The organism is Amycolatopsis sp. WQ 127309, assembly GCF_023023025.1.
In the GTDB taxonomy this organism is placed as follows: Bacteria; Actinomycetota; Actinomycetes; order Mycobacteriales; family Pseudonocardiaceae; genus Amycolatopsis.
The window spans coordinates 10,429,787-10,447,465 of sequence record NZ_CP095481.1 but is presented as its reverse complement, the minus strand read 5'-3'; the positions used below and the strand labels follow the sequence as shown (position 1 = coordinate 10,447,465).

At 72.1% G+C, this 17,679-nt stretch carries 16 protein-coding genes; 4 read left to right on the top strand and 12 right to left on the bottom strand.

Annotation, left to right across the window (positions count from 1 at the left end; genetic code table 11):
* Positions 1 to 19: 19 nt before the first annotated feature.
* The 5 genes from MUY22_RS46090 to MUY22_RS46070 form a co-directional block, all read right to left on the bottom strand.
* A complete protein-coding gene (locus MUY22_RS46090) occupies positions 20 to 1,459 on the bottom strand; it encodes a carboxylesterase/lipase family protein (protein WP_247054391.1) in 1,440 nt (479 codons plus the stop codon).
* The gene (locus MUY22_RS46085; protein ID WP_247054389.1) at positions 1,456 to 2,838 is read right to left on the bottom strand and encodes an FAD-binding oxidoreductase; all 1,383 of its coding nucleotides are present in this window, start codon (positions 2,836 to 2,838) and stop codon (positions 1,456 to 1,458) included. Before MUY22_RS46085 ends, MUY22_RS46090 begins: the two co-directional genes overlap by 4 nt.
* A 243-nt stretch (positions 2,839 to 3,081) precedes the next feature.
* Entirely contained in the window at positions 3,082 to 5,271 is a 2,190-nt protein-coding gene (locus MUY22_RS46080) for a xanthine dehydrogenase family protein molybdopterin-binding subunit (protein WP_247054387.1), read from the bottom strand.
* Positions 5,268 to 6,230, bottom strand: a complete 963-nt coding sequence (locus MUY22_RS46075; RefSeq protein WP_247054385.1) for a xanthine dehydrogenase family protein subunit M — start codon at positions 6,228 to 6,230, stop codon at positions 5,268 to 5,270. The genes MUY22_RS46080 and MUY22_RS46075 overlap by 4 nt, the downstream gene beginning before the upstream one ends.
* Positions 6,217 to 6,669: a (2Fe-2S)-binding protein gene (locus MUY22_RS46070; protein WP_247064444.1), complete on the bottom strand. Its 453-nt coding sequence runs from the start codon at positions 6,667 to 6,669 to the stop codon at positions 6,217 to 6,219. Before MUY22_RS46070 ends, MUY22_RS46075 begins: the two co-directional genes overlap by 14 nt.
* Positions 6,670 to 6,871: 202 nt before the next feature.
* On the opposite strand from MUY22_RS46070, the gene MUY22_RS46065 reads away from it, so the two are divergent.
* The gene (locus MUY22_RS46065; protein ID WP_247054383.1) at positions 6,872 to 7,477 is read left to right on the top strand and encodes a TetR/AcrR family transcriptional regulator; all 606 of its coding nucleotides are present in this window, start codon (positions 6,872 to 6,874) and stop codon (positions 7,475 to 7,477) included.
* A 188-nt stretch (positions 7,478 to 7,665) separates the two neighbouring features.
* Here MUY22_RS46065 and MUY22_RS46060 read toward each other — a convergent pair whose 3' ends face one another.
* Positions 7,666 to 8,073, bottom strand: coding sequence for an Lsr2 family protein (locus MUY22_RS46060; protein ID WP_247054381.1), 408 nt, complete (start codon positions 8,071 to 8,073; stop codon positions 7,666 to 7,668).
* A 537-nt stretch (positions 8,074 to 8,610) separates the two neighbouring features.
* On the opposite strand from MUY22_RS46060, the gene MUY22_RS46055 reads away from it, so the two are divergent.
* Positions 8,611 to 9,024, top strand: coding sequence for an STAS domain-containing protein (locus MUY22_RS46055; protein WP_247054379.1), 414 nt, complete (start codon positions 8,611 to 8,613; stop codon positions 9,022 to 9,024).
* A 21-nt stretch (positions 9,025 to 9,045) separates the two neighbouring features.
* Here the strand turns inward: MUY22_RS46055 and MUY22_RS46050 are convergent, their stop codons facing one another.
* The 5 genes from MUY22_RS46050 to MUY22_RS46030 all read right to left on the bottom strand — a co-directional run bounded on the left by MUY22_RS46050 (position 9,046) and on the right by MUY22_RS46030 (position 13,635).
* Positions 9,046 to 9,477: an ATP-binding protein gene (locus MUY22_RS46050; RefSeq protein WP_247054377.1), complete on the bottom strand. Its 432-nt coding sequence runs from the start codon at positions 9,475 to 9,477 to the stop codon at positions 9,046 to 9,048.
* Between the two features lie 77 nt (positions 9,478 to 9,554).
* Complete coding sequence (locus MUY22_RS46045; RefSeq protein ID WP_247054375.1) at positions 9,555 to 10,910, bottom strand: MFS transporter; 1,356 nt, start codon at positions 10,908 to 10,910, stop codon at positions 9,555 to 9,557.
* Between the two features lie 22 nt (positions 10,911 to 10,932).
* Positions 10,933 to 11,844 carry an amidohydrolase family protein gene (locus MUY22_RS46040; protein ID WP_247054373.1) on the bottom strand — a complete coding sequence of 304 codons (912 nt, stop codon included), beginning with the start codon at positions 11,842 to 11,844 and terminating at the stop codon, positions 10,933 to 10,935.
* A 9-nt stretch (positions 11,845 to 11,853) separates the two neighbouring features.
* Complete coding sequence (locus MUY22_RS46035) at positions 11,854 to 12,876, bottom strand: amidohydrolase family protein (protein ID WP_247054371.1); 1,023 nt, start codon at positions 12,874 to 12,876, stop codon at positions 11,854 to 11,856.
* A gap of 183 nt (positions 12,877 to 13,059) precedes the next feature.
* Positions 13,060 to 13,635 carry a TetR/AcrR family transcriptional regulator gene (locus MUY22_RS46030; protein ID WP_247054369.1) on the bottom strand — a complete coding sequence of 192 codons (576 nt, stop codon included), beginning with the start codon at positions 13,633 to 13,635 and terminating at the stop codon, positions 13,060 to 13,062.
* Between the two features lie 151 nt (positions 13,636 to 13,786).
* Between MUY22_RS46030 and MUY22_RS46025 the strand changes: the two genes are divergently transcribed.
* Entirely contained in the window at positions 13,787 to 15,229 is a 1,443-nt protein-coding gene (locus MUY22_RS46025; RefSeq protein ID WP_247054367.1) for an MFS transporter, read from the top strand.
* On the top strand, positions 15,226 to 16,413 hold the full coding sequence (locus MUY22_RS46020) for a cytochrome P450 (protein WP_247054365.1): 1,188 nt from the start codon (positions 15,226 to 15,228) through the stop codon (positions 16,411 to 16,413). The genes MUY22_RS46025 and MUY22_RS46020 overlap by 4 nt, the downstream gene beginning before the upstream one ends.
* A gap of 45 nt (positions 16,414 to 16,458) precedes the next feature.
* On the opposite strand, the gene MUY22_RS46015 is transcribed toward MUY22_RS46020, so the two are convergent.
* Complete coding sequence (locus MUY22_RS46015) at positions 16,459 to 17,637, bottom strand: exo-alpha-sialidase (RefSeq protein WP_371827547.1); 1,179 nt, start codon at positions 17,635 to 17,637, stop codon at positions 16,459 to 16,461.
* Between the last annotated feature and the right edge of the window lie 42 nt (positions 17,638 to 17,679).

Genomic DNA, 17,679 nt, shown 5'->3' with positions numbered 1-17,679 from the left:
GCGGGCGGCCGGGACGTGATCAGTAGGTGGCCCCCGCGTGGAATGTGGTGTCCTCGCCGGTGTAGGCCAGCCAGCCCGGCGAGCCGGTGGTGGCGAAGCGGTACCAGGCGCCGTTCAGGTCGTGGGCCAGCTGCCGCGGCGCGTGCTCGCCGAGGAGGCCGCGCGGCCCGGACAGCACGTCGAGCGCGTCGAAGACGAACGGCAGCTCCAGGCCGTGGCACGCGCCCAGCCGGCCGTCCATCAGCGGGGAGCGCCACTCGAACTCGTAGCGGTAGGTGCGCCCGGCGTGGTTCTCGGCCAGGTCCCGCACCGAGTCGCGGAAGACCAGGTCGGTCAGCGCGTCGACGAGCACCTCGCCCGCCACGCGGTCGCCGCCGAGGCCGTAGCGCCGCAGGACACCGGCCGGGTCGGGGTGCGACACGGCCAGCGACGCGACGGCCTGGTCGTCGGTGACGGCTTCGAGCACGCCGGTCGGCACCAGGTAGAGCCGCATCTCCTCGCGGCAGCTGCCGACGATCAGGTCGACGCCGGCCCCCGCGCCCGCCTTGATCGCCTTGCCCGGGTGCTGCGGCAGCACGTCGTCGCCGACCATCGGCAGGAACGGGCTGATCCCGTAGCCGCGGTCGTAGCCCAGCGCGTCGCGCAGGTCGGGCGCGCCACCCGGGCGCAGCACCGCGTCCTGGGCGTCGAGCAGCTGCTCGGTCGACACCTTGCGGAACGCCTCGGCGGTCGCCTCGACGCGCAGCTCGTCGGCGACGACGCGGGCGAGCCGCCGCGCCTCGACGACGCCGCGCACCATGTCGGGGTGTCCACTTTGGACGATGGCCCGGCGGAACAGCCCGGTCGCGAGCGGCGAGGCGAGCAGGCACGCGACGCTCACCGCGCCGGCGGACTCGCCGGCCAGGGTGACGTTGTCGGGGTCGCCGCCGAACGCCGCGATGTTCTCCCGCACCCACTTGAGCGCCGCCAGCTGGTCGCGCAGGCCCAGGTTCGTCACGCCGCCGTCCAGCGGCAGGAACCCGTCGACACCGAGCCGGTACTGCACGGTCACCAGGACCGCCCCGGCTCGCGCGAACGCCGTGCCGTCGTAGACCGACGCCGAGCCGGTGCCGCCGATGAACGCGCCGCCGTGCACGAACACGAGCACCGGCAGCCCGGCCGCGCCCGGGTCCGGCGTCCAGACGTCGACCGTCAGGTACTCCGGCCCCGGCCGCCAGCCGGGGCCGACGACCGGGCCGAGGTCGAGGCCCGGGAAGTCGCGGTGGCGCTGCGGGGCGGTCGGCCCCGGTCTGCGCGCGTCGCGGACGTCCTCCCACGGCGGCGCCGGCACGGCCTCGGCGAACCGCAGCTCGCCCTCGGGCGCGGCGGCGTACGGGACGCCGCGGAACCGGGCGACGCCGGCGGCGGTGAGCTCCCCGCGGACCGCGCCGGACGTGGTGGGGACGACGGGCTCGGTCATGCGGGGGTCCCTTCGTGGAAAACCTTGCCGGGGTTGAGGATCTGGTGCGGGTCCAGCGCCCGTTTGACCGCGCGGTGCAGCTCGAGCACCGCCGGGCCGAGCTCGCGGGTCAGGCCGGATTGCTTGAGCAGGCCGACGCCGTGCTCCCCGGTGACCGTGCCGCCGAGGTCGAGCGCGTCGGCGATGATGTCGTCGAACGCGGCCTGGGCGTTCTTGCGCGCGGTCTCGTCGCCGGGCGGGGTCACCAGCAGCGGGTGCAGGTTGCCGTCGCCGATGTGCGCGATGTTGGCGATCACGACGTCGTGGCGCAGCGCGGCCCGGTCGATCCGCGCGAGCATCTCCGGCACGGCCCGCGTCGGCACGCAGACGTCCTCGGTGAGCACCGGCCCGAGCCGTTCCAGCGCCGGGTAGGCCAGGCGCCGGGCGTCGAACAGCGCGTCGGCCTCGGCCTGGTCGGTCGACTGGGCGGCCCACGTCGCGCCGGCCTGTTCGAAGCATTCGAGCAGCACGGCGGCTTCGTGCTCGCCCTGCGCGCCGGGTGCGTCGGTGCGCCCGAGCAGCACGACGTTCGCGTCGGTGCTCAGGCCCATGTTCTTCCACGCGTCGACCGCGGCGAGGCAGTGCCGGTCGACGAGTTCGAGCGCCGAGGGCAGCACGCCGCGGGCCGCGACCGCCGCGGCGGCCTCCCCGGCCGCGACCGTCGTGTCGAAGTAGCCGGCCACCGTGCGCTCGGCGGCCCGCGCCGGGCGCAGCCGCACGGTGACTTCGGTGATGACGCCCAAGGTGCCTTCGGAGCCGACCATCAGCCCGGTCAGGTCGTAGCCCGCCACGCCCTTCGCGGTGCGGCGGCCGAGCCGGACGAGCTCGCCGGTGCCGGTCACGACCTGCATCGCCAGGACGTAGTCGCGGGTGACGCCGTACTTGACGCAGCAGACGCCGCCGGCGTTGGTCGCCACGTTGCCGCCGATCGTCGACCACGGCGAGCTCGCCGGGTCCGGCGGGTACCAGAGCCCGCGCTCGGCGCAGGCGGCGCGCAGGTCGTCGTTGACCACGCCGGGCTCGACGACCGCGAGCCGTTCCTGCTCGTCGATCTCCTTGATGGCGCGCAGCCGGTCGGTCACCAGCACCACGCAGCCTTCGACGGCGTTCGCGCCACCGGAGAGCCCGGTGCCGGCGCCGCGGGTGACCAGCGGCGCGCCGTGCCGGACGCACTGGCGCACCACGGTCTGGACCTCTTCGGCGGTGTGCGGCCGGACCACGACGACGGGCAGCGCGCAGGGCGCCCATTCGGCCTCGTCGTGGGCGAAGCCGCGCAGCACGTCCGGGTCGCGGACCAGGCGGTCGGCCGGCAGGGCGGCGGCCAGGTCGTCGATCAGCATTCTCGGGGGACTCCTCGGTGTCGCCCGTCAGCCTAGGACTGTGGAGGGGCCGCGTCATGGGCGAATCGGCCCGTGATCGTCGCGGAAGGGTAACGGCCGGGTGAGGCATCCCGGAGGAGTCGGTTGTGGTGCGCAACTCGGCAGGTGGACGTGACTTTCCGGCACCGCGTGGTGACGCCACGCGAAGGCGCCCGGCCGCGATGTGTCCTTTGTGGACGCATCGCGGCCGGGCCGCCGGGATCGCTACTCCGACTGGGCCTCCGCCAGCAGGTCCTCGATGGTGATCGGGATGTGGCGGACCCGGACGCCGGTGGCGTTGAACACGGCGTTGGCGACGGCGGCGGCCATCCCGACCGTGCCGATCTCGCCGAGCCCCTTGGCGCCCACGGCGTTGTGCAGCGTGTCCGGGTACTCGACGAAGTGGACGTCGACCTCCGGGATGTCCGCGTTCACCGGGAGCAGGTAGCTCGCGAAGTCGCCGTTGGCGAGCCGGCCGTTCGCCTCGACCTCCAGGCCCTCGTGCAGCGCGGCCGACACACCCCAGATCATCCCGCCCATGAGCTGGCTGCGGGCCGCCCGCGCGTTGATGATCCGGCCCGTGTCGAAGACGCCGAGCATCCGCGACACCCGCACCTCGCGCGTCCACTTGTGCACGCGGACCTCGCAGAACTGCGCGCCGAAGGAGCTGAAGGAGTGCTTCGTCAGCTCCTCGCCGGGAGCCGACGAGCCCGTCACCTCGAGGGAAGTGCGGCCGACGGCGCGCAGCAGCTCGCCGAACGTCATCGACTTCCCGCCGGCCAGCACGCGGCCGTCGGCGTAGGAGACCTCGGCGCCCGCGAACGGCGCGCCCGGGTCGGCCGCCAGCGCCACCAGCTCGTCGATGGCCTTGGTCGCGGCGATCATGATGGCCGTGCCGACGCTCGCCGTCGCGGTCGAGCCGCCGGACAGCCCGCCCGGCGGCAGCGACGAGTCACCGAGCTTGGGCACGATCTTCTCCGGCGCGATGTCCAGCGATTCGCCGCCCACCAGGGAAAGCACGGTCAGCAGGCCGGTGCCGGGGTCCGCGCCGCTCGTCGCGACGACGGCGGTGTCGTCGGCCTGCAGGGTGATCCCGACGGTCGTCGGGAAGCGCAGGGCCGGGAACATCGCGGTGGCCGTGCCGAGGCCGACCTCCCAGTCGCCGTCGGTGTGCCCGTGCGGCTTGCGGTGCTCCCAGCCGAACCGCTGCGCGCCGATCTGGAAGCACTCGTCGAGGTGCTTGCTCGACCACTGCAGGTCGTGCCCGGGCGGCGCGGTCGAGTTGTTGCGCGTGCGCAGCTCGATCGGGTCCATGTCCAGCGCGACGGCCAGCTCGTCGATCGCGCTCTCCAGCGCGAACGACCCGGGTGCCTCGCCGGGGGCCCGCATGAACGTCGTCGGCGGGATGTTCAGCGGCACCACCTTCTGGCTGATGTGCAGGTTGCGGGTGGCGTACCACTCGCGGGACGTGCCGTGCGACGTCGGCTCGACGAACGCGCGGTGGATGTCGGTGCTGCACCAGGAGTCGTGGCGCAGGGCGACGAGCGTGCCGTCGCGTTCGGCGCCGAGCGTCATCTTCTGGACCGTCGCCGCGCGGCCCGCGGTCGCGGTGAACACCTGCTCGCGGGTGAGCGCGGCCTTCACCGGCCGGTCGAGCGCCCGGGCCGCGGCGGCGGCGAGGAACGCCGGCGCCGAGGTGCGGCCCTTGCCGCCGAACGCGCCGCCGACGTACGGGTTCAGCGCGTGCACGGCCGCGACGTCCAGCTGCAGCGCGCTCGCCAGTTCCTGGGCCTGCAGGTGCGCGCCCTGGTTTCCGCTGTAGACGGTCAGCTCGCCGTCGTCCCAGACCGCGACGGCCGAGTGCGGCTCCATCGCGGCGTGGTTCTGGGTCGCCGTGCGGTAGGTCGCTTCGACGATCACCGGGCTCCCCGCCAGCGCGTCGTCGAAGGATTCGACGCCGTCTTCGAGGACTTCGAACGTCGACGGGGTGCCGTCCCGGCCCGGCGGGGCGTCCTCCGCCGCGGCGAGGCCGTCCTCCAGCGACGTCAGCGCCGGCTTGGCGCGGTAGGTGACCTCGACGAGCATCGCCGCGTCGCGGGCCTGCTCGAAGGTCTCCGCCACGACGAAGCCGATCGCCTGGCCGTAGTAGGCGACTTCCTTGTCCTGCATGGGCACCCACGTCTCGCCGAACAGCGGCGAGACCGGGGTGCGCAGCTCCAGCGGGTCGAACGGGGAGTACACGCCGAGCACGCCGGGCGCGCTCTTCGCCGCCGTGACGTCCATGGCTTCGAGCTCGGCGTGGGCGACCGTGCTGAGCACGACGTAGCCGTAGACCATGCCGGGGACGTTGTGGTCGGCGCCGTACTTGGCCCGGCCGGTGACCTTCACCGGCGCGTCGAGACGGGCGGCGGTCATCGGGCGGTCCCCTCGGTCAGCTCGAGCAGGGCGCGGATCAGGGTCCGCTTCAGCAGCGGCACCTTGAAAGCGTTTTCGGACAGCGGCCGGGCCCCGTCGGCCGCGCCGGACACGGCGGCCTCGAAGGTGGCCTGCGTCGCGGGCTTCCCGCGCAGCGCGTCCTCGACGGCGGGCAGCCGCCACGGCACCGTGCCGACGCCGCCCGCGGCGATCCGGGCGTCGGCGATGACGCCGTCCCGGACGTCCAGCGCGACGGCGGCGGAGCACAGCGCGAACTCGTAGGACTGCCGGTCGCGCACCTTGACGTAGGTGGAGTTCGCCGCCCAGGCCAGCTCGGGGACGACGACCTCGGTGATCAGCTCGCCGGTGCGCAGGTCGTTCTCCACCTCGGGCGTGTCGCCCGGCAGCCGGTAGAACTCGGCCAGCTTCACCGTGCGGGTGCCGTCCGGGCCGGCCAGCCGCAGCTCGGCGTCGAGCGCGACCAGCGCGACGGCGACGTCACTGGCGTGCGTCGCCGCGCAGGAGCCGCTGCTGCCGAGGATCGCGTGCATCCGGTTGGCGCCTTCGAGCGCCGGGCAGCCGCTGCCGGGCACCCGCTTGTTGCACGGCGTGGCGACGTCGCGGAAGTACGAGCAGCGCGTGCGCTGCAGCAGGTTCCCGCCGATGCTGGCCATGTTCCGGAGCTGCTGCGACGCGCTCAGCAGCAGCGCGCGGGAGATCGCCGGGTACACCCCGGGGTGCGCGGCGATGTCGCTCATCCGCTCGAGCGCGCCGAAGCGCAGCCCATCGGTGGTGTCGATGCCGCGCAACGGGACGTTGTTGATGTCGAGGACGTGGCGCGGGGTGAGGACGTTCAGCTTCATCAGGTCGACGAGCGTCGTGCCGCCGGCGAGGAAGGTGCCGGGCGTGGCGAGGGCGTCGTCGAGGGTGGTGGGCGCGGTCAGCTCAAAGGGACGCATCGACCCGCCTCGCCTGCTGGACCGCCGCGACGATGTTCGGGTAGGCCGCGCACCGGCAGAGGTTGCCGGACATGAACTCGCGCACGTCGGTGACGTCCTGCTCGACGGCCGCGACCGCCGACATGATCTGGCCGGAGGTGCAGAACCCGCACTGCAGCGCGTCCTGGTCCACGAAGGCCCGCTGCACCGGGTGCAGGTCGTCCCCTGTGGACAGTCCTTCGACGGTGGTCACCGGCTGCTGCACGGTGGCGGCGAGGGTGAGGCACGAGAGCACGGGCCGGCCGCCGACGTGCACGGTGCAGGCGCCGCACTGGCCCCGGTCGCAGCCCTTCTTCGGGCCGGTGACGTCGAGGCGCTCGCGCAGTGCGTCGAGCAGGGTCACGCCGGGATCGACGTCCAGGTGCTCGGTACTGCCATTGACTTCGAGTGAGATGTCCACTGGTCTCTTTCCGCGGATCGTCCGGGTGGGGAGCTGGCGGCGTGGTGGGAGCGTGGTGTACCGGATACTCATCCGCTTCACCTTTTCGCGAGGTTAGCGGATTACAATCCGGCTCGCAACGAACCCGAAAGCTGGAGTTGCTCCAGGCCGGGGCGGCGCTGCACTAGATTACCGGCGAACGGATCCACCACCGGGAGGGACGATGACGACCGGCGCGGCAGGCTCTACGGGTTCGGTCAGCCCCCGGCGCGCCGACACCCGGCGCAACCACGAGCGCATCCTCGTCGCGGCCGGCGAGTCGCTCACCGCGACGGGCGAGGTCTCGTTCAACGCGATCGCGAAGCACGCCGAAGTCGGTGTCGGCACGGTGTACCGGCACTTCCCGACGCCGGAGGCGCTGATCCTGGCGGTCTACGAACGCGAGGTGCGGCACCTGGTCGACGTCGTCCCGGTGCTGCTGGAGAAGTACGCGCCGGCGGAGGCGTTCCGCGTCTGGGCGACGGACCACCTGGCGCACTACATGATGACGAAACGCGGGCTGGCGGACGCCCTGCGCGCGGCGACGGCGTCACGCGGCGAACTGCCGGCGAGCGCGTACGAAGCGATGGTCGGCGCGGTCTCGACGCTGCTGGCGGCGACCACCGAGGCGGGCGTGGTCCGCGCGGACCTGGATCCGGTGACGGTGCTGCGGGGGCTCGGCGGGCTGCTGCACCTCGACCCGAACGGCCAGTGGCGGCGGGACGCGGCGGCGCTGGCGGATCTGCTGTGGCGGGGAATGGCCGCGCCCGGCGCGGCGGCCTGCGACTGAAATCCACCGGCATTCACCCGCGGTGAGCTGGGAAATGACAACGGCTGTCCGGTGCACGTTTCTCGAAACAGCCGAGCCGGAATCAGGCGGCCGGCCGGAAGGATATCCACCGGCGGCGAGTGAGCAGTGTCCTCGCCGCCGGTGGATCGGCCTTCGTGATCGCTCCCCGGAGATCGGCCGGCACGGCACTACTTCTTCGCGGCGGCGACCTTCTTGCGCGGCGCCCGCTTGCGCGCCGGCGCCGGGGCGGCGGCCTGCAGCTGCGCCTCGTCGTAGGCGTTGACGATCTCGGAGGACAGGCGGCCCCGCTCGGAGACGTCGTAGCCGTTCTCGTTGGCCCAGGCGCGGATCGCGCGCGAGCGCTCGCGGTCGGCCGAGCTCGCCGCCGTCGACTGGCCGGTCGCGACGCGCACCTTGCGGCCACCGGTCTTGCGGCCCGCCGCGATGAACCGGGAGAGCTCCTCGCGCAGCGCGGCGGCGTTCTCGTCGGAAAGGTCGATCTCGTAGCTGACGCCGTCGAGGCCGAACGGAACGGTGTGGCTGGCCGGGCTGCCGTCGATGTCGTCCAGCATTTCGACGAGGACCTTCTGGGCCATGGGGCTGCTCCTTGAACGTTGATGTCCGTAGTGCGACTGTGACCGAACGCACGATAAATGCCCGATCCACTGTGGAGCGTAGCAGTCGACATACTGGCGCGTACGTTGTCGATCGAATGAGCTAATCAAGTGTCGATACAATTCGCTCTTTGTCTCCGTTCGTTTCGGTACGTCGAGCGCAAATCAAGTCCTTTGTGGACCACCGGGCCGTCGTGGTCCGGGATCGCCGACGCCGGGGGCGAGCGCGGCGGCTTTCCGCTGATGACGCTGCGGTGAACGGAGAGTGAACAGCCCAATCCGGCGCGTAGGACCGGCTTCCGGCGGGCCTGCGCGAGCGTCCGACGACACGCCGCTGTGAGCTGTTGCGCTGAACGGGTGACACCGCCGCGGGCCCGGGAGTGCGGTACGGTCGGCCGGCAGCGGTTCAACCGGCAGCCGTCGCACCCCGAGACCCACGACCCCGTCAAGGGGCCGGTGTGGGACTGGACTGGTGCACGAGCGGTTTGGCCTCACGGTTCAACCCAGGAGGCTTCGCCTATGACCATGATTCCGCTGCCCCGGCCCAGAGACCCCGCAGGTCAAGCGGCCATCGCGAGCTTCGACGTGCTCATCACCGCCGACGCCGCCGTGCTCTCGGCCACCGGTGAGCTCGACATCAGCGTCACCGATCACCTCGCCGGCCTCATCGAGCGGGAGCTCGCCTTCCGGCCGCGCGCCCTGGTCGTCGACGCCTCGGCCGTGACGTTCTGCGCCGCCCGGGCGCTGACCGTCCTGCTCAACTCCGCCGCCGACGCCCACGCGGCCGGCGTGCCCTTCGCCGTCGTCACCCGCAGCCGCGCGGTGCTGCGCCCCCTGAGCGTGCTCGGGCTGGAGCGCGTCCTGCCGCTGCACGCCGACCTTTCCGAGGCCCTGGCCTGGCTGACGCTGCTGCCGGACCTCACGACCGGCTAGCTCGGCCCCGGCTGGTCCGCACTAACTCGCCCGCGGGCAGGGCTCTTCCGTCTCCGCGCAGCGCAGGCGGCCCCACACGAGCTTGCCGTCGTCGTGGTGGCTCACGCCCCACGCGAGGCACAGCTGGTCGACGACCCGCAGGCCGCGCCCGCCGTCCCGGCCGGGGACCCGCAACCGCGGTTCCCCGGTGCCGACGTCGGCGACGGCGACGGTCACCTCGCACGGCCCGCAGGTGCAGCGCAGCCGCAGCTCGACCGGCCCGCCCGCGTGCAGGTAGGCGTTGTCCAGCAGTTCTCCGACAATCAACAGCGCGTCCAGCCGATGCAGGTCCCCGAGCGCGGTCATCCGCGACTCGGCCCACATCCGGGCATCGGCGAGACCGGACGGGTCGGTGCCGGCCACGTCCAGGGTCTGCCAGCCTGGCTGGTCCGCCGTGGTCCAGTTCACAGGCACGATGTGACTCCTCCCGAGGGCGCGCACCCGGGGGCGCGACGTCCTCTACCGAGGAGGGTTACCCGGGCCGGCGGCGGTTACCCGCGAATCGGCACATCGGGTTCCGCCCGGGTGACGGCGGACGGGCGGGTCCGCGGGCCGAACACGGCCAGGACCACCGCGCCGACCAGCCAGGTGCCGGCGATGAAGAGGAACACGCTCCGATAGCCGCTGCCGGTGTAGAGCGCGGCCACGATCAGGGGACCCGCCGCGTTCGACAGCCGCCCGAGCCCGTAGGAGACGCCGGTGCCCAGCGACCGGCTCCGCGTGTCGAACAGCTCGGGGGAGTAGGCGTAGCCGAGGGCCGTGTAGCCGCGTTCGAACAGGTTCACCAGGAACCCGAAGACCACGATCAGGACCGGGTTGAAGGTGAGCCCGTAGAGCAGGCCGCACAGCGCGATGACCGTGCCGAAGGCGACCAGGCACCACTTGCGTTCGAACCGGTCGGTGACCAGGGCGGCCAGGTACGACCCGAGCGGCGCGCCGACGGTCGTCAGGGCCACGTAGAAGACCGACTTCTCGACGCTGAAGCCCTCCTGGGCCAGCAGCGTGGGCGCCCAGCTCGAGTAGCCGAAGAAGCCGATCGTCTGCGTCACCCACACGACGGTCAGCAGCAAGGTGGGGTACAGGTACTTCTTCTGCAGCAGCAGGCGCAGCGGCGCCTTCGTCACCGAAGCTTCTTCGACGGGCGGTTCGGGCTCGGGCAACGGCCCCTGCTCCGCCGCGACCTGGTCTTCGATCTCCCGCAGGATCCGGTCCGCCTCGGCGTGGTCGCCGCGGCTCTCGTGCCAGCGCGGTGACTCCTTGAGCCGCCGGGTGAAGAAGACGAGCAGCACGCCGAGCGCGCCCCACAGGTAGACCAGCCGCCACGACCAGTCGTTGATCGGCACCACCGCGCTGGCGATCAGGTTGGTGACCGGGGTGCCGCAGATGCCGATCACGATCGCGTAGGCCTGGTACTTGCCGCGGCTGGCGGCCGGGTACAGCTCGTTGACGTAGATGACGGCCACGACGGTCATCGCCGAAAGCCCGGCCGAGGTCAGGACGCGGAACACGCCGAGGGAAACGACGTCCCACGAGAAGACGGCGGCGAAGGAGAAGACGCCGAACCACAAGGTCGTCCACAGCAGCGCGCGTTTGCGGCCCCACCGGTCGGCGAGGCCGCTCGCGATGACCGCGCCGAAGAACATCCCGACGAACGACAGCGACGTGACGTAGGCGACCTGGTCGACCGTCACGCCCCACAGCTTGATCAGCTTGGGCGCGGTGGTGGCGAAGCTGTTGATGTCCGCGAACTCGAAGAAGTAGGCGAACGAGACGGCGAGCAGGGTGATCTTGTGGAACCGGGAGATCGGCAGGCGGTTCAGCCGGTTCAGGGAGTTCGCTTGCTGCATGGGGGTTCCTGTCGCTCAGGCGTCAGTCATTGCCGGGCCAGTACAGGTGCGCCGGGTTGGCCACGAGCAGCTTCCGCTGCTGTTCGGCCGTGATCGCCACTTGCGGCACGTAGTCGACCAGCAGGCCGTCGTCCGGCATGTGGCCCAGGAGGTTGGGGTGCGGCCAGTCGCTGCCCCACAGCACGCGGTCGGGGAACTCCGCCACGACGCACCGGCCGAACGGGACGACGTCGCGATAGGCGTGTCGCTCGCCGCCGAGGGCGGGCGGCCCGGTGACGGTCAGGCGCTCCGGGCAGCTGACCTTGACCCAGACGTCGTTGCGCTCGACGAACCGCAGGAAGCGGCCGAACTCCCGCCCGCCGACCGGCTGCGTGACGTCCGGGCGGCCCAGGTGGTCCACGACGAGCGGGGTGGGCAGCGCGCCGAAGAACCCTTCCAGCTCGGGCAGGTCGACGCTCTCGAAGTAGAGGACGACGTGCCAGCCGAGCGGGGCGATCTTCTGCGCGATGGTGGCCAGCGCTTCGTGCGGGGCGGTGTCGACCAGGCGTTTCACGAAGTTGAAGCGCACGCCGCGCACCCCCGCGGCGTCGAGCTCGCGCAGTTCGCGGTCGCTGACGTCCGGCCGGACGGTCGCGATCCCGCGCGCCCGGCCGCCCGCCGCGCGGACGGCGTCGACCATGGCGGAGTTGTCCGCGCCGTGGCAGGTGGTCTGGACGATGACGTTGCGCGAGACGCCGAGGTGGTCGCGCAGGGCGAAGAGGTCGTCCTTGCCGCCGTCGCACGGGGTGTACTTGCGTTCCGGTGCGAAGGGGAACTCGGCCTGCGGGCCGAAGACGTGGCAGTGCGCGTCGACGGTGCCGGGCGGGAGCCGGAACTCAGGCTTCGACGGGTGGGCGTACCAGTCGAGCCAGCCGGGGGTTTTCGGTTCGGTCATGGGGCTTCCTCACCGGCCTTGACGCGTCAGCAGGGCATCGAGGCGGGGGTAGACGGCGCGGGCGTTGTGCTCCCGGATCGCGGTCAGGTCCTTTTCGGACAGTTTCGCGGCTTCGACGTAGCGCCGCGTGTCGTCGAAGTGGTGGCCGGTCGACGGGTCGACGTCGCGGACGGCGCCGATCATCTCCGAGGCGAACAGGATGTTCTTCGCCGGGATGACGTCGAACAGCAGGTCCGAGCCGGGCTGGTGGTAGACGCAGGTGTCGAAGAAGACGTTGCCCAGCAGGTGTTCTTCGAGCGGCGGCTTGCCCAGCGCCAGCGCCAGGCCGCGGAACCGGCCCCAGTGGTAGGGCACCGCGCCGCCGCCGTGCGGGATGATCAGCCGCAGGGTGGGGAAGTCCGCGAACAGGTCACCCTGGAGCAGTTGCATGAACGCGGTGGTGTCGGCGTTGAGGTAGTGCGCGCCGGTGGTGTGGAAGGCGGGGTTCACGCTCGTGCTGACGTGGACCATCGCCGGGACGTCGTACTCGACCATCTTCTCGTAGACGGGGTACCACGACCGGTCGGTGAGCGGCGGCGCCGTCCAGTGGCCGCCGGAGGGATCGGGGTTGAGGTTCAGCGCGACGGCGCCGTACTCCTCGACGCACCGCGTCAGCTCCGGGACGCAGGTGGCCGGGTCGGCGCCGGGGGACTGCGGGAGCATCGCGGCCGGCGCGAACCGCCCGGGGTAGAGCGTGCTGACGCGGTAGCAGAGCTCGTTGCAGAGCGCGGCCCACGCCGACGACGTCGCGAAGTCCCCAATGTGGTGGGCCATGAAGGACGCGCGGGGCGAGAAGATCGTGAGGTCGATGCCGCGTTCGTCCATCAGTCGCAGCTGGTTCGGCTCGATCGTTTCTCGCAGCTCGTCGTCGCTGATCCGCAGGTCGGCGCGGGCCGGCGCGGGCCAGCCGGCCAGGGCGGCGACCTGCCGCTCGCGCCAGGCGGCCAACGCCGGCGGCGCGGTGGTGTAGTGCCCGTGGCAGTCGATGAGCATGACTCGCACCCTAATCGTCGATGAAATTGTTGACAATATCTACGACGAAAAGTTCTCACGCACCCGCCGCTGCTCAGTTGTCCACATCCCCCGAAATCCCTCCACAACCCCGCATCTTTCGTAGCGAAAGTGGCGTTCTGGGGGTGAGTGGTGAGCGGGCTTCGGGGTTGTGGGGAGGGTGGTTCAGCCGAGGTCGAGCAGGGGGGCGGCCATGCGGTCGACGTACGCGCCGAGCGCCTCGCGGTCGGCCGCGGTCAGGGCCTTCGTGCCCACTTTGCCGCGCAGTACGGCGATCCCGGTGATCACCGCGGCCAGCAGCTCCGCGCGCAGCTCGCGGTCCGGGCCGCTCAGGCGCGGGGCGAGCTGCTCGTCGAAGGCGCGTTCGATCCGCTCGCGGACGACGGCCCGGATCATGTCGTCGTTCGCCGCGATCACCAGGCCGGACAGGCCGCCGGGGTGCTCGGCGCCGACGTTCAACGCGCGCTCCAGCAGCGCGCGGGGGAGGTCCTTCAGCGGGAGGTCCGTCGTCATGGTGTCGGCGGAGTCCCAGCCTTGGTCCGCCGCCTCGGCGAACAGCTTCTCCTTCGATCCGAAGTAGCGGTAGACCAGCGCCTGGTTCACCCCGGCCCGGGCCGCGACGTCGCGGGTGCTCGTGCCCTCGACGCCGTTTTCGCTCAGCAGCGTCCGGGCCGCGGTCAGCAGCGCTGCCCGGGTCGCCGCCGCGTCCCGGCGGCGGGCGCGCGGTGTCGCCGTGTCCATCGCCGGCCTCCGTTTCGTCGGTCTCCGCAGTGTAGACCAGCGCAAACGCACTGTGAGGGCGATCACCAGGCGGTTAAGTAGTCACTCGTTGACTTGGCTTCCGGCACCTGGCTACCGTGGAAGTCGTCAGTTGACTACAAAGGAGAATCCCGTGTCCGACACCCTCACCGCCCCAGCGCCCGTGCGGCCCGGCCGGCGCGCGGAGTCGCATCCGACGGCGGTGCTGCTGGTGCTGGCGCTGTCGACGTTCGCGATCGTCGTCATGCAGAGCATGGTCATGCCGATCCTGTCCGGCCTCGCTCAGTCGCTGGACGTCTCGATGGCCGACGTGTCGTGGGTCGTGACCGTCAACATGCTGTCCGCGGCGGTGTTCACGCCGTTGCTCGGTTCGCTCGGCGACAAGCTGGGCCGCAAGCGCGTCCTGATGGCGACGCTCGCGCTGACCACCCTCGGCTCGGTGCTGGTGGCCGTCTCGACGTCGATGGGCGTCGTGCTGGCCGGCCGCGCGCTGCAGGGCATGGGCTTCGCGGCCATGCCGCTGGCCATCGGGATCGTCCGGTCGATCTTCCCGCCGGAGCGCGTCCCCTCGAGCATCGCGCTGCTGAGCGCGCTCACCGGCATCGGCGCGGGCGCGGGCCTGCTCGTGTCCGGGCTGCTGGTGCAGGCGGGCGTGTCGGCGCAGGGCATGTTCTGGATCTCGGCGGCGGTCACCGCCCTCGGCCTGCTCGGCACCGCCGCGCTGATCCGGCTGCCGGAGACGGCCGGCAAGTTCTACGTCGACGTCTTCGGCTTGCTGACGCTCGCCGGCGGCCTGGTCTGCCTGGTGCTCGGCATCAACCGCGGGCCGGCGTGGGGCTGGGGCTCGGCCACCGTCCTCGGCCTGTTCGCCGGCGCGGTCGTGCTGCTGGCCGCGTGGGTGGTCGTCGAGCGGCGCGTGCGCGAACCGCTGGTCGACATCGCGATGATGCGCACGCCGGTCGTGCTGGGCACCAACATCGCCACCTTCCTCACCGGCGCCGGCATGTACGGCGCGTTCATCCTGGTGATCCAGTTCGTGCAGACGCCGGGCCGGTTCGGGTACGGCTTCGGGTCCGACGCGCTCGGCGCGGGCCTGACGCTGCTGCCGATGACCGCGGGCACCCTACTTGCCGCCGGCGCGGTGTCGGTGCTGATCCGCCGCGTCGGCCCGAAGTGGCCGATGGTGATCGGCACGGTCGTCGCCACCGCGACGTTCGCGTTCCTGCTCGCCTTCCACGCCGAGCACTGGCACTTCTACGTCGCGACCGGCCTGCTCGGCCTCGGGCTGGGGCTGGCGTTCGGCGCGATCCCGACGTTGCTCAACAGCGGCGTCACCCCCGAGCAGACGAGCGTCGCCAACAGCGTCAACCAGACGCTGCGCTCGATCGGCGGCTCCATCGGCACGGCGGTGGCGTCGGCGATCCTGGCCGCGACCCTGCTGCCGGGCCTCCCCCTGCCCACGGTCGGCGCGTACACCACCGCGTTCACCGTGTCCGGCGCGATCTGCGTCCTCGCGGTCGTCGCCGCTGTGTTCGTCCCGTACCGACACCGCGAAACCACGAAGGAGTCTCGATGACGAGGGCGTATCCCTTCAGTGAGCCGGAAAAACTGGACATCGAGCCGCTGTTCGAGCAGCTGCGCACCGAAGAACCGCTGAGCCGCGTCACCATGCCCTACGGCGAACCAGCCTGGCTGGCGACGCGCTACGAGGACGTCAAGGTGGTGCTGGGGGACCCGCGCTTCAGCCGCGCGGCGGCGACCGGGCGCGACGAGCCGCGGCTGCGCCCGCACCTGCCGCCGCCGGGCAACATCCTCAGCCTCGACCCGCCGGACCACAGCCGGCTGCGGCGCCTGGTGATGAAGGCGTTCACCATGCGCCGGATCGACGCGCTGCGGACGCGGGCGCAGGAGATCGCCGACGGGCTCGTCGACACGATGCTGGCCCAGGGTCCGCCCGCCGACCTGGTCGAGGCCTTCGCGCTGCCGTTCCCGGTGACGGTGATCTGCGAGCTGCTGGGCGTCCCGTTCGAGGACCGCGGCGACTTCCGCGTCTGGTCGGACGCGTTCCTCTCGACGACGAAGTTCACGCCGGACGAAGTCCTCGACGCGATGACGAAGATGAACGAATACATGGCCGGCCTGATCGCGCAGCGCCGGGAGACGCCGCACGACGACCTGCTCGGCGCGCTGGTCGTGGCCCGCGACGAAGACGACCGGCTCTCGGAGGAGGAGCTGCTGTCGCTGGCGCAGACGCTGCTGGTGGCCGGGCACGAGACGACCGCGTCCCAGATCCCGAACTTCGTGTACGCGCTGCTCACGCACCCGGGCCAGCTGGCGCTGCTGCGCGCGGACCTGAGCCTGGTGCCGAAGGCGGTGGAGGAGCTGATGCGGTTCGTCCCGCTCGGCACCGGCGCGGGTATCGCGCGCTACGCGACGGAAGACGTCGAGCTGGGCGGGGTGACGGTCCGGGCGGGGGAGCCGGTGCTGCCCGCGCTGGCGTCCGCGAACCGCGACGGCTCGGTGTACTCGGACCCGGAGGTGCTGGACCTGCTGCGCGGGGAGGCGACGCACATCGGCTTCGGCCACGGCGCCCACCACTGCCTGGGCGCGCCGCTGGCCCGGATGGAACTGCAGGTCGCGCTGGACACGCTGCTGCGGCGGCTGCCGGAACTGCGGCTGGCCGAGGGCGAGGCCGGCATCGGCTGGAAGCTGGGCCTCTCGACGCGCGGGCCGCTGCAGCTGCCGCTGGCCTGGGGCTGAGCGACCCCGTCCCGCACCCGGCACGCGCCGGGTGCGGGACCGGGCTCAGTGCACCCGGGTGAGCGGGATGCGGTGGAACACAATGGTTTCGTACGGGCCGGCCGTGCCGGTCTCGTAGAGCAGCCCGGCGGTGAGCGGGTCGGCCTGCACGAGGTCGGAGTACGCCGCGGGCCCGGTGGTCAGCGTCCGGCCCGGGATCCAGGTGCGCCCGCGGTCGGTGCTCAGCCGCAGCTGCATCACCGCGCGCGTCGCGGGGTCGGAGGGGCCGGAGTACAGCAGCAGCCACGGGATCGTCGTCTGCAGCACGCTGCCCTCGACCTTCGTCCCGGACAGCGCCGGCTGCGCCCGGTACGGCCGCACGAGCGTCTTGCCGCCGTCCACGCTGTAGCCGTCGACCCGGTGCTCGGCCGCGGAACCCTGGTTGCGGCTGGAGAAGTAGAGCGTGCCGTCGGGCAGTTCCGTCGCCGAGGTCTCGTTCGCGGCGACGACGCCGTCGGTGCGGTCGTCGGTGAAGCCGATGTGCCAGGTGCGGCCGTCGTCGTCGCTGTAGAGGTCGTGGCCGCCGTAGTACTTCGCCTCGGTGCCGACGTCGGCCGAGCCGGCCGGCGGCGAGCTGGAATGGTTGGCGGGCACGACGATCCGGCCCGCGTGCGGGCCGTGCCGCAGCAGCGTGGCGTGCCCGGGACCGGTGGCGTACCACCGCCAGCCGGGCCGTTTCGTGTCCGCGGTGATGTCGCGCGCGGCGCTCCAGGTGCGGCCGTTGTCGCCGCTGCGCTGGACGAACACCCGGCGGGTGTCCTGCTCCGACGCCGCGCCGGTCATGATCTGCTTCTCCGAGACGAGTCCGTTGTGGACGGTCAGGAGGACGAGGTCGCCGTTGCGGGCCAGCACCGGCGTCGGGTTGCCCGCGGTGGCGTCGCCGTTGGTGGTCACCACGGCGAGCGGGCCCCAGGTGCAGCCGCCGTCGCGCGACGAGCGGGACACCGTCCGGATGGCGCCGGAGTCGCCGGCCGAGTCGCGCCGGCCTTCGGCGAACGCCACCAGCGACCCGTTCGCGGCGCGCACCACCGCGGGGATCCGGAAGGTGTCGTATCCCTCGGTGCCGGAGGTGAACGGCACCGAGGACGCGCATCCTCGGTCGGCGGCCGAGGCCGCCCGGGTGAAGGGCAGCCAGACCACGGCCGCGGCCAGCAGGATCGCGCCCGCTCGGCGTTTCGATGACACCGGTTCCGCCTCCTCGCTGAGGGGATGGAGTGGTAGGACATG

Bases quoted from the DNA above. Each gene is read 5' to 3' on its own strand.
- MUY22_RS46065 (WP_247054383.1), top strand. From the start codon at position 6,872: ATGACGACCGGCGCGGCAGGCTCTACGGGTTCGGTCAGCCCCCGGCGC.
- MUY22_RS46020 (WP_247054365.1), top strand. From the start codon at position 15,226: ATGACGAGGGCGTATCCCTTCAGTGAGCCGGAAAAACTGGACATCGAG.
- MUY22_RS46090 (WP_247054391.1), bottom strand. From the start codon at position 1,459: ATGACCGAGCCCGTCGTCCCCACCACGTCCGGCGCGGTCCGCGGGGAG.
- MUY22_RS46040 (WP_247054373.1), bottom strand. From the start codon at position 11,844: ATGACCGAACCGAAAACCCCCGGCTGGCTCGACTGGTACGCCCACCCG.
- MUY22_RS46035 (WP_247054371.1), bottom strand. From the start codon at position 12,876: ATGCTCATCGACTGCCACGGGCACTACACCACCGCGCCGCCGGCGTTG.
- MUY22_RS46045 (WP_247054375.1), bottom strand. From the start codon at position 10,910: ATGCAGCAAGCGAACTCCCTGAACCGGCTGAACCGCCTGCCGATCTCC.
- MUY22_RS46085 (WP_247054389.1), bottom strand. From the start codon at position 2,838: ATGCTGATCGACGACCTGGCCGCCGCCCTGCCGGCCGACCGCCTGGTC.
- MUY22_RS46030 (WP_247054369.1), bottom strand. From the start codon at position 13,635: ATGGACACGGCGACACCGCGCGCCCGCCGCCGGGACGCGGCGGCGACC.
- MUY22_RS46055 (WP_247054379.1), top strand. From the start codon at position 8,611: ATGACCATGATTCCGCTGCCCCGGCCCAGAGACCCCGCAGGTCAAGCG.
- MUY22_RS46080 (WP_247054387.1), bottom strand. From the start codon at position 5,271: ATGACCGCCGCCCGTCTCGACGCGCCGGTGAAGGTCACCGGCCGGGCC.
- MUY22_RS46075 (WP_247054385.1), bottom strand. From the start codon at position 6,230: ATGCGTCCCTTTGAGCTGACCGCGCCCACCACCCTCGACGACGCCCTC.
- MUY22_RS46060 (WP_247054381.1), bottom strand. From the start codon at position 8,073: ATGGCCCAGAAGGTCCTCGTCGAAATGCTGGACGACATCGACGGCAGC.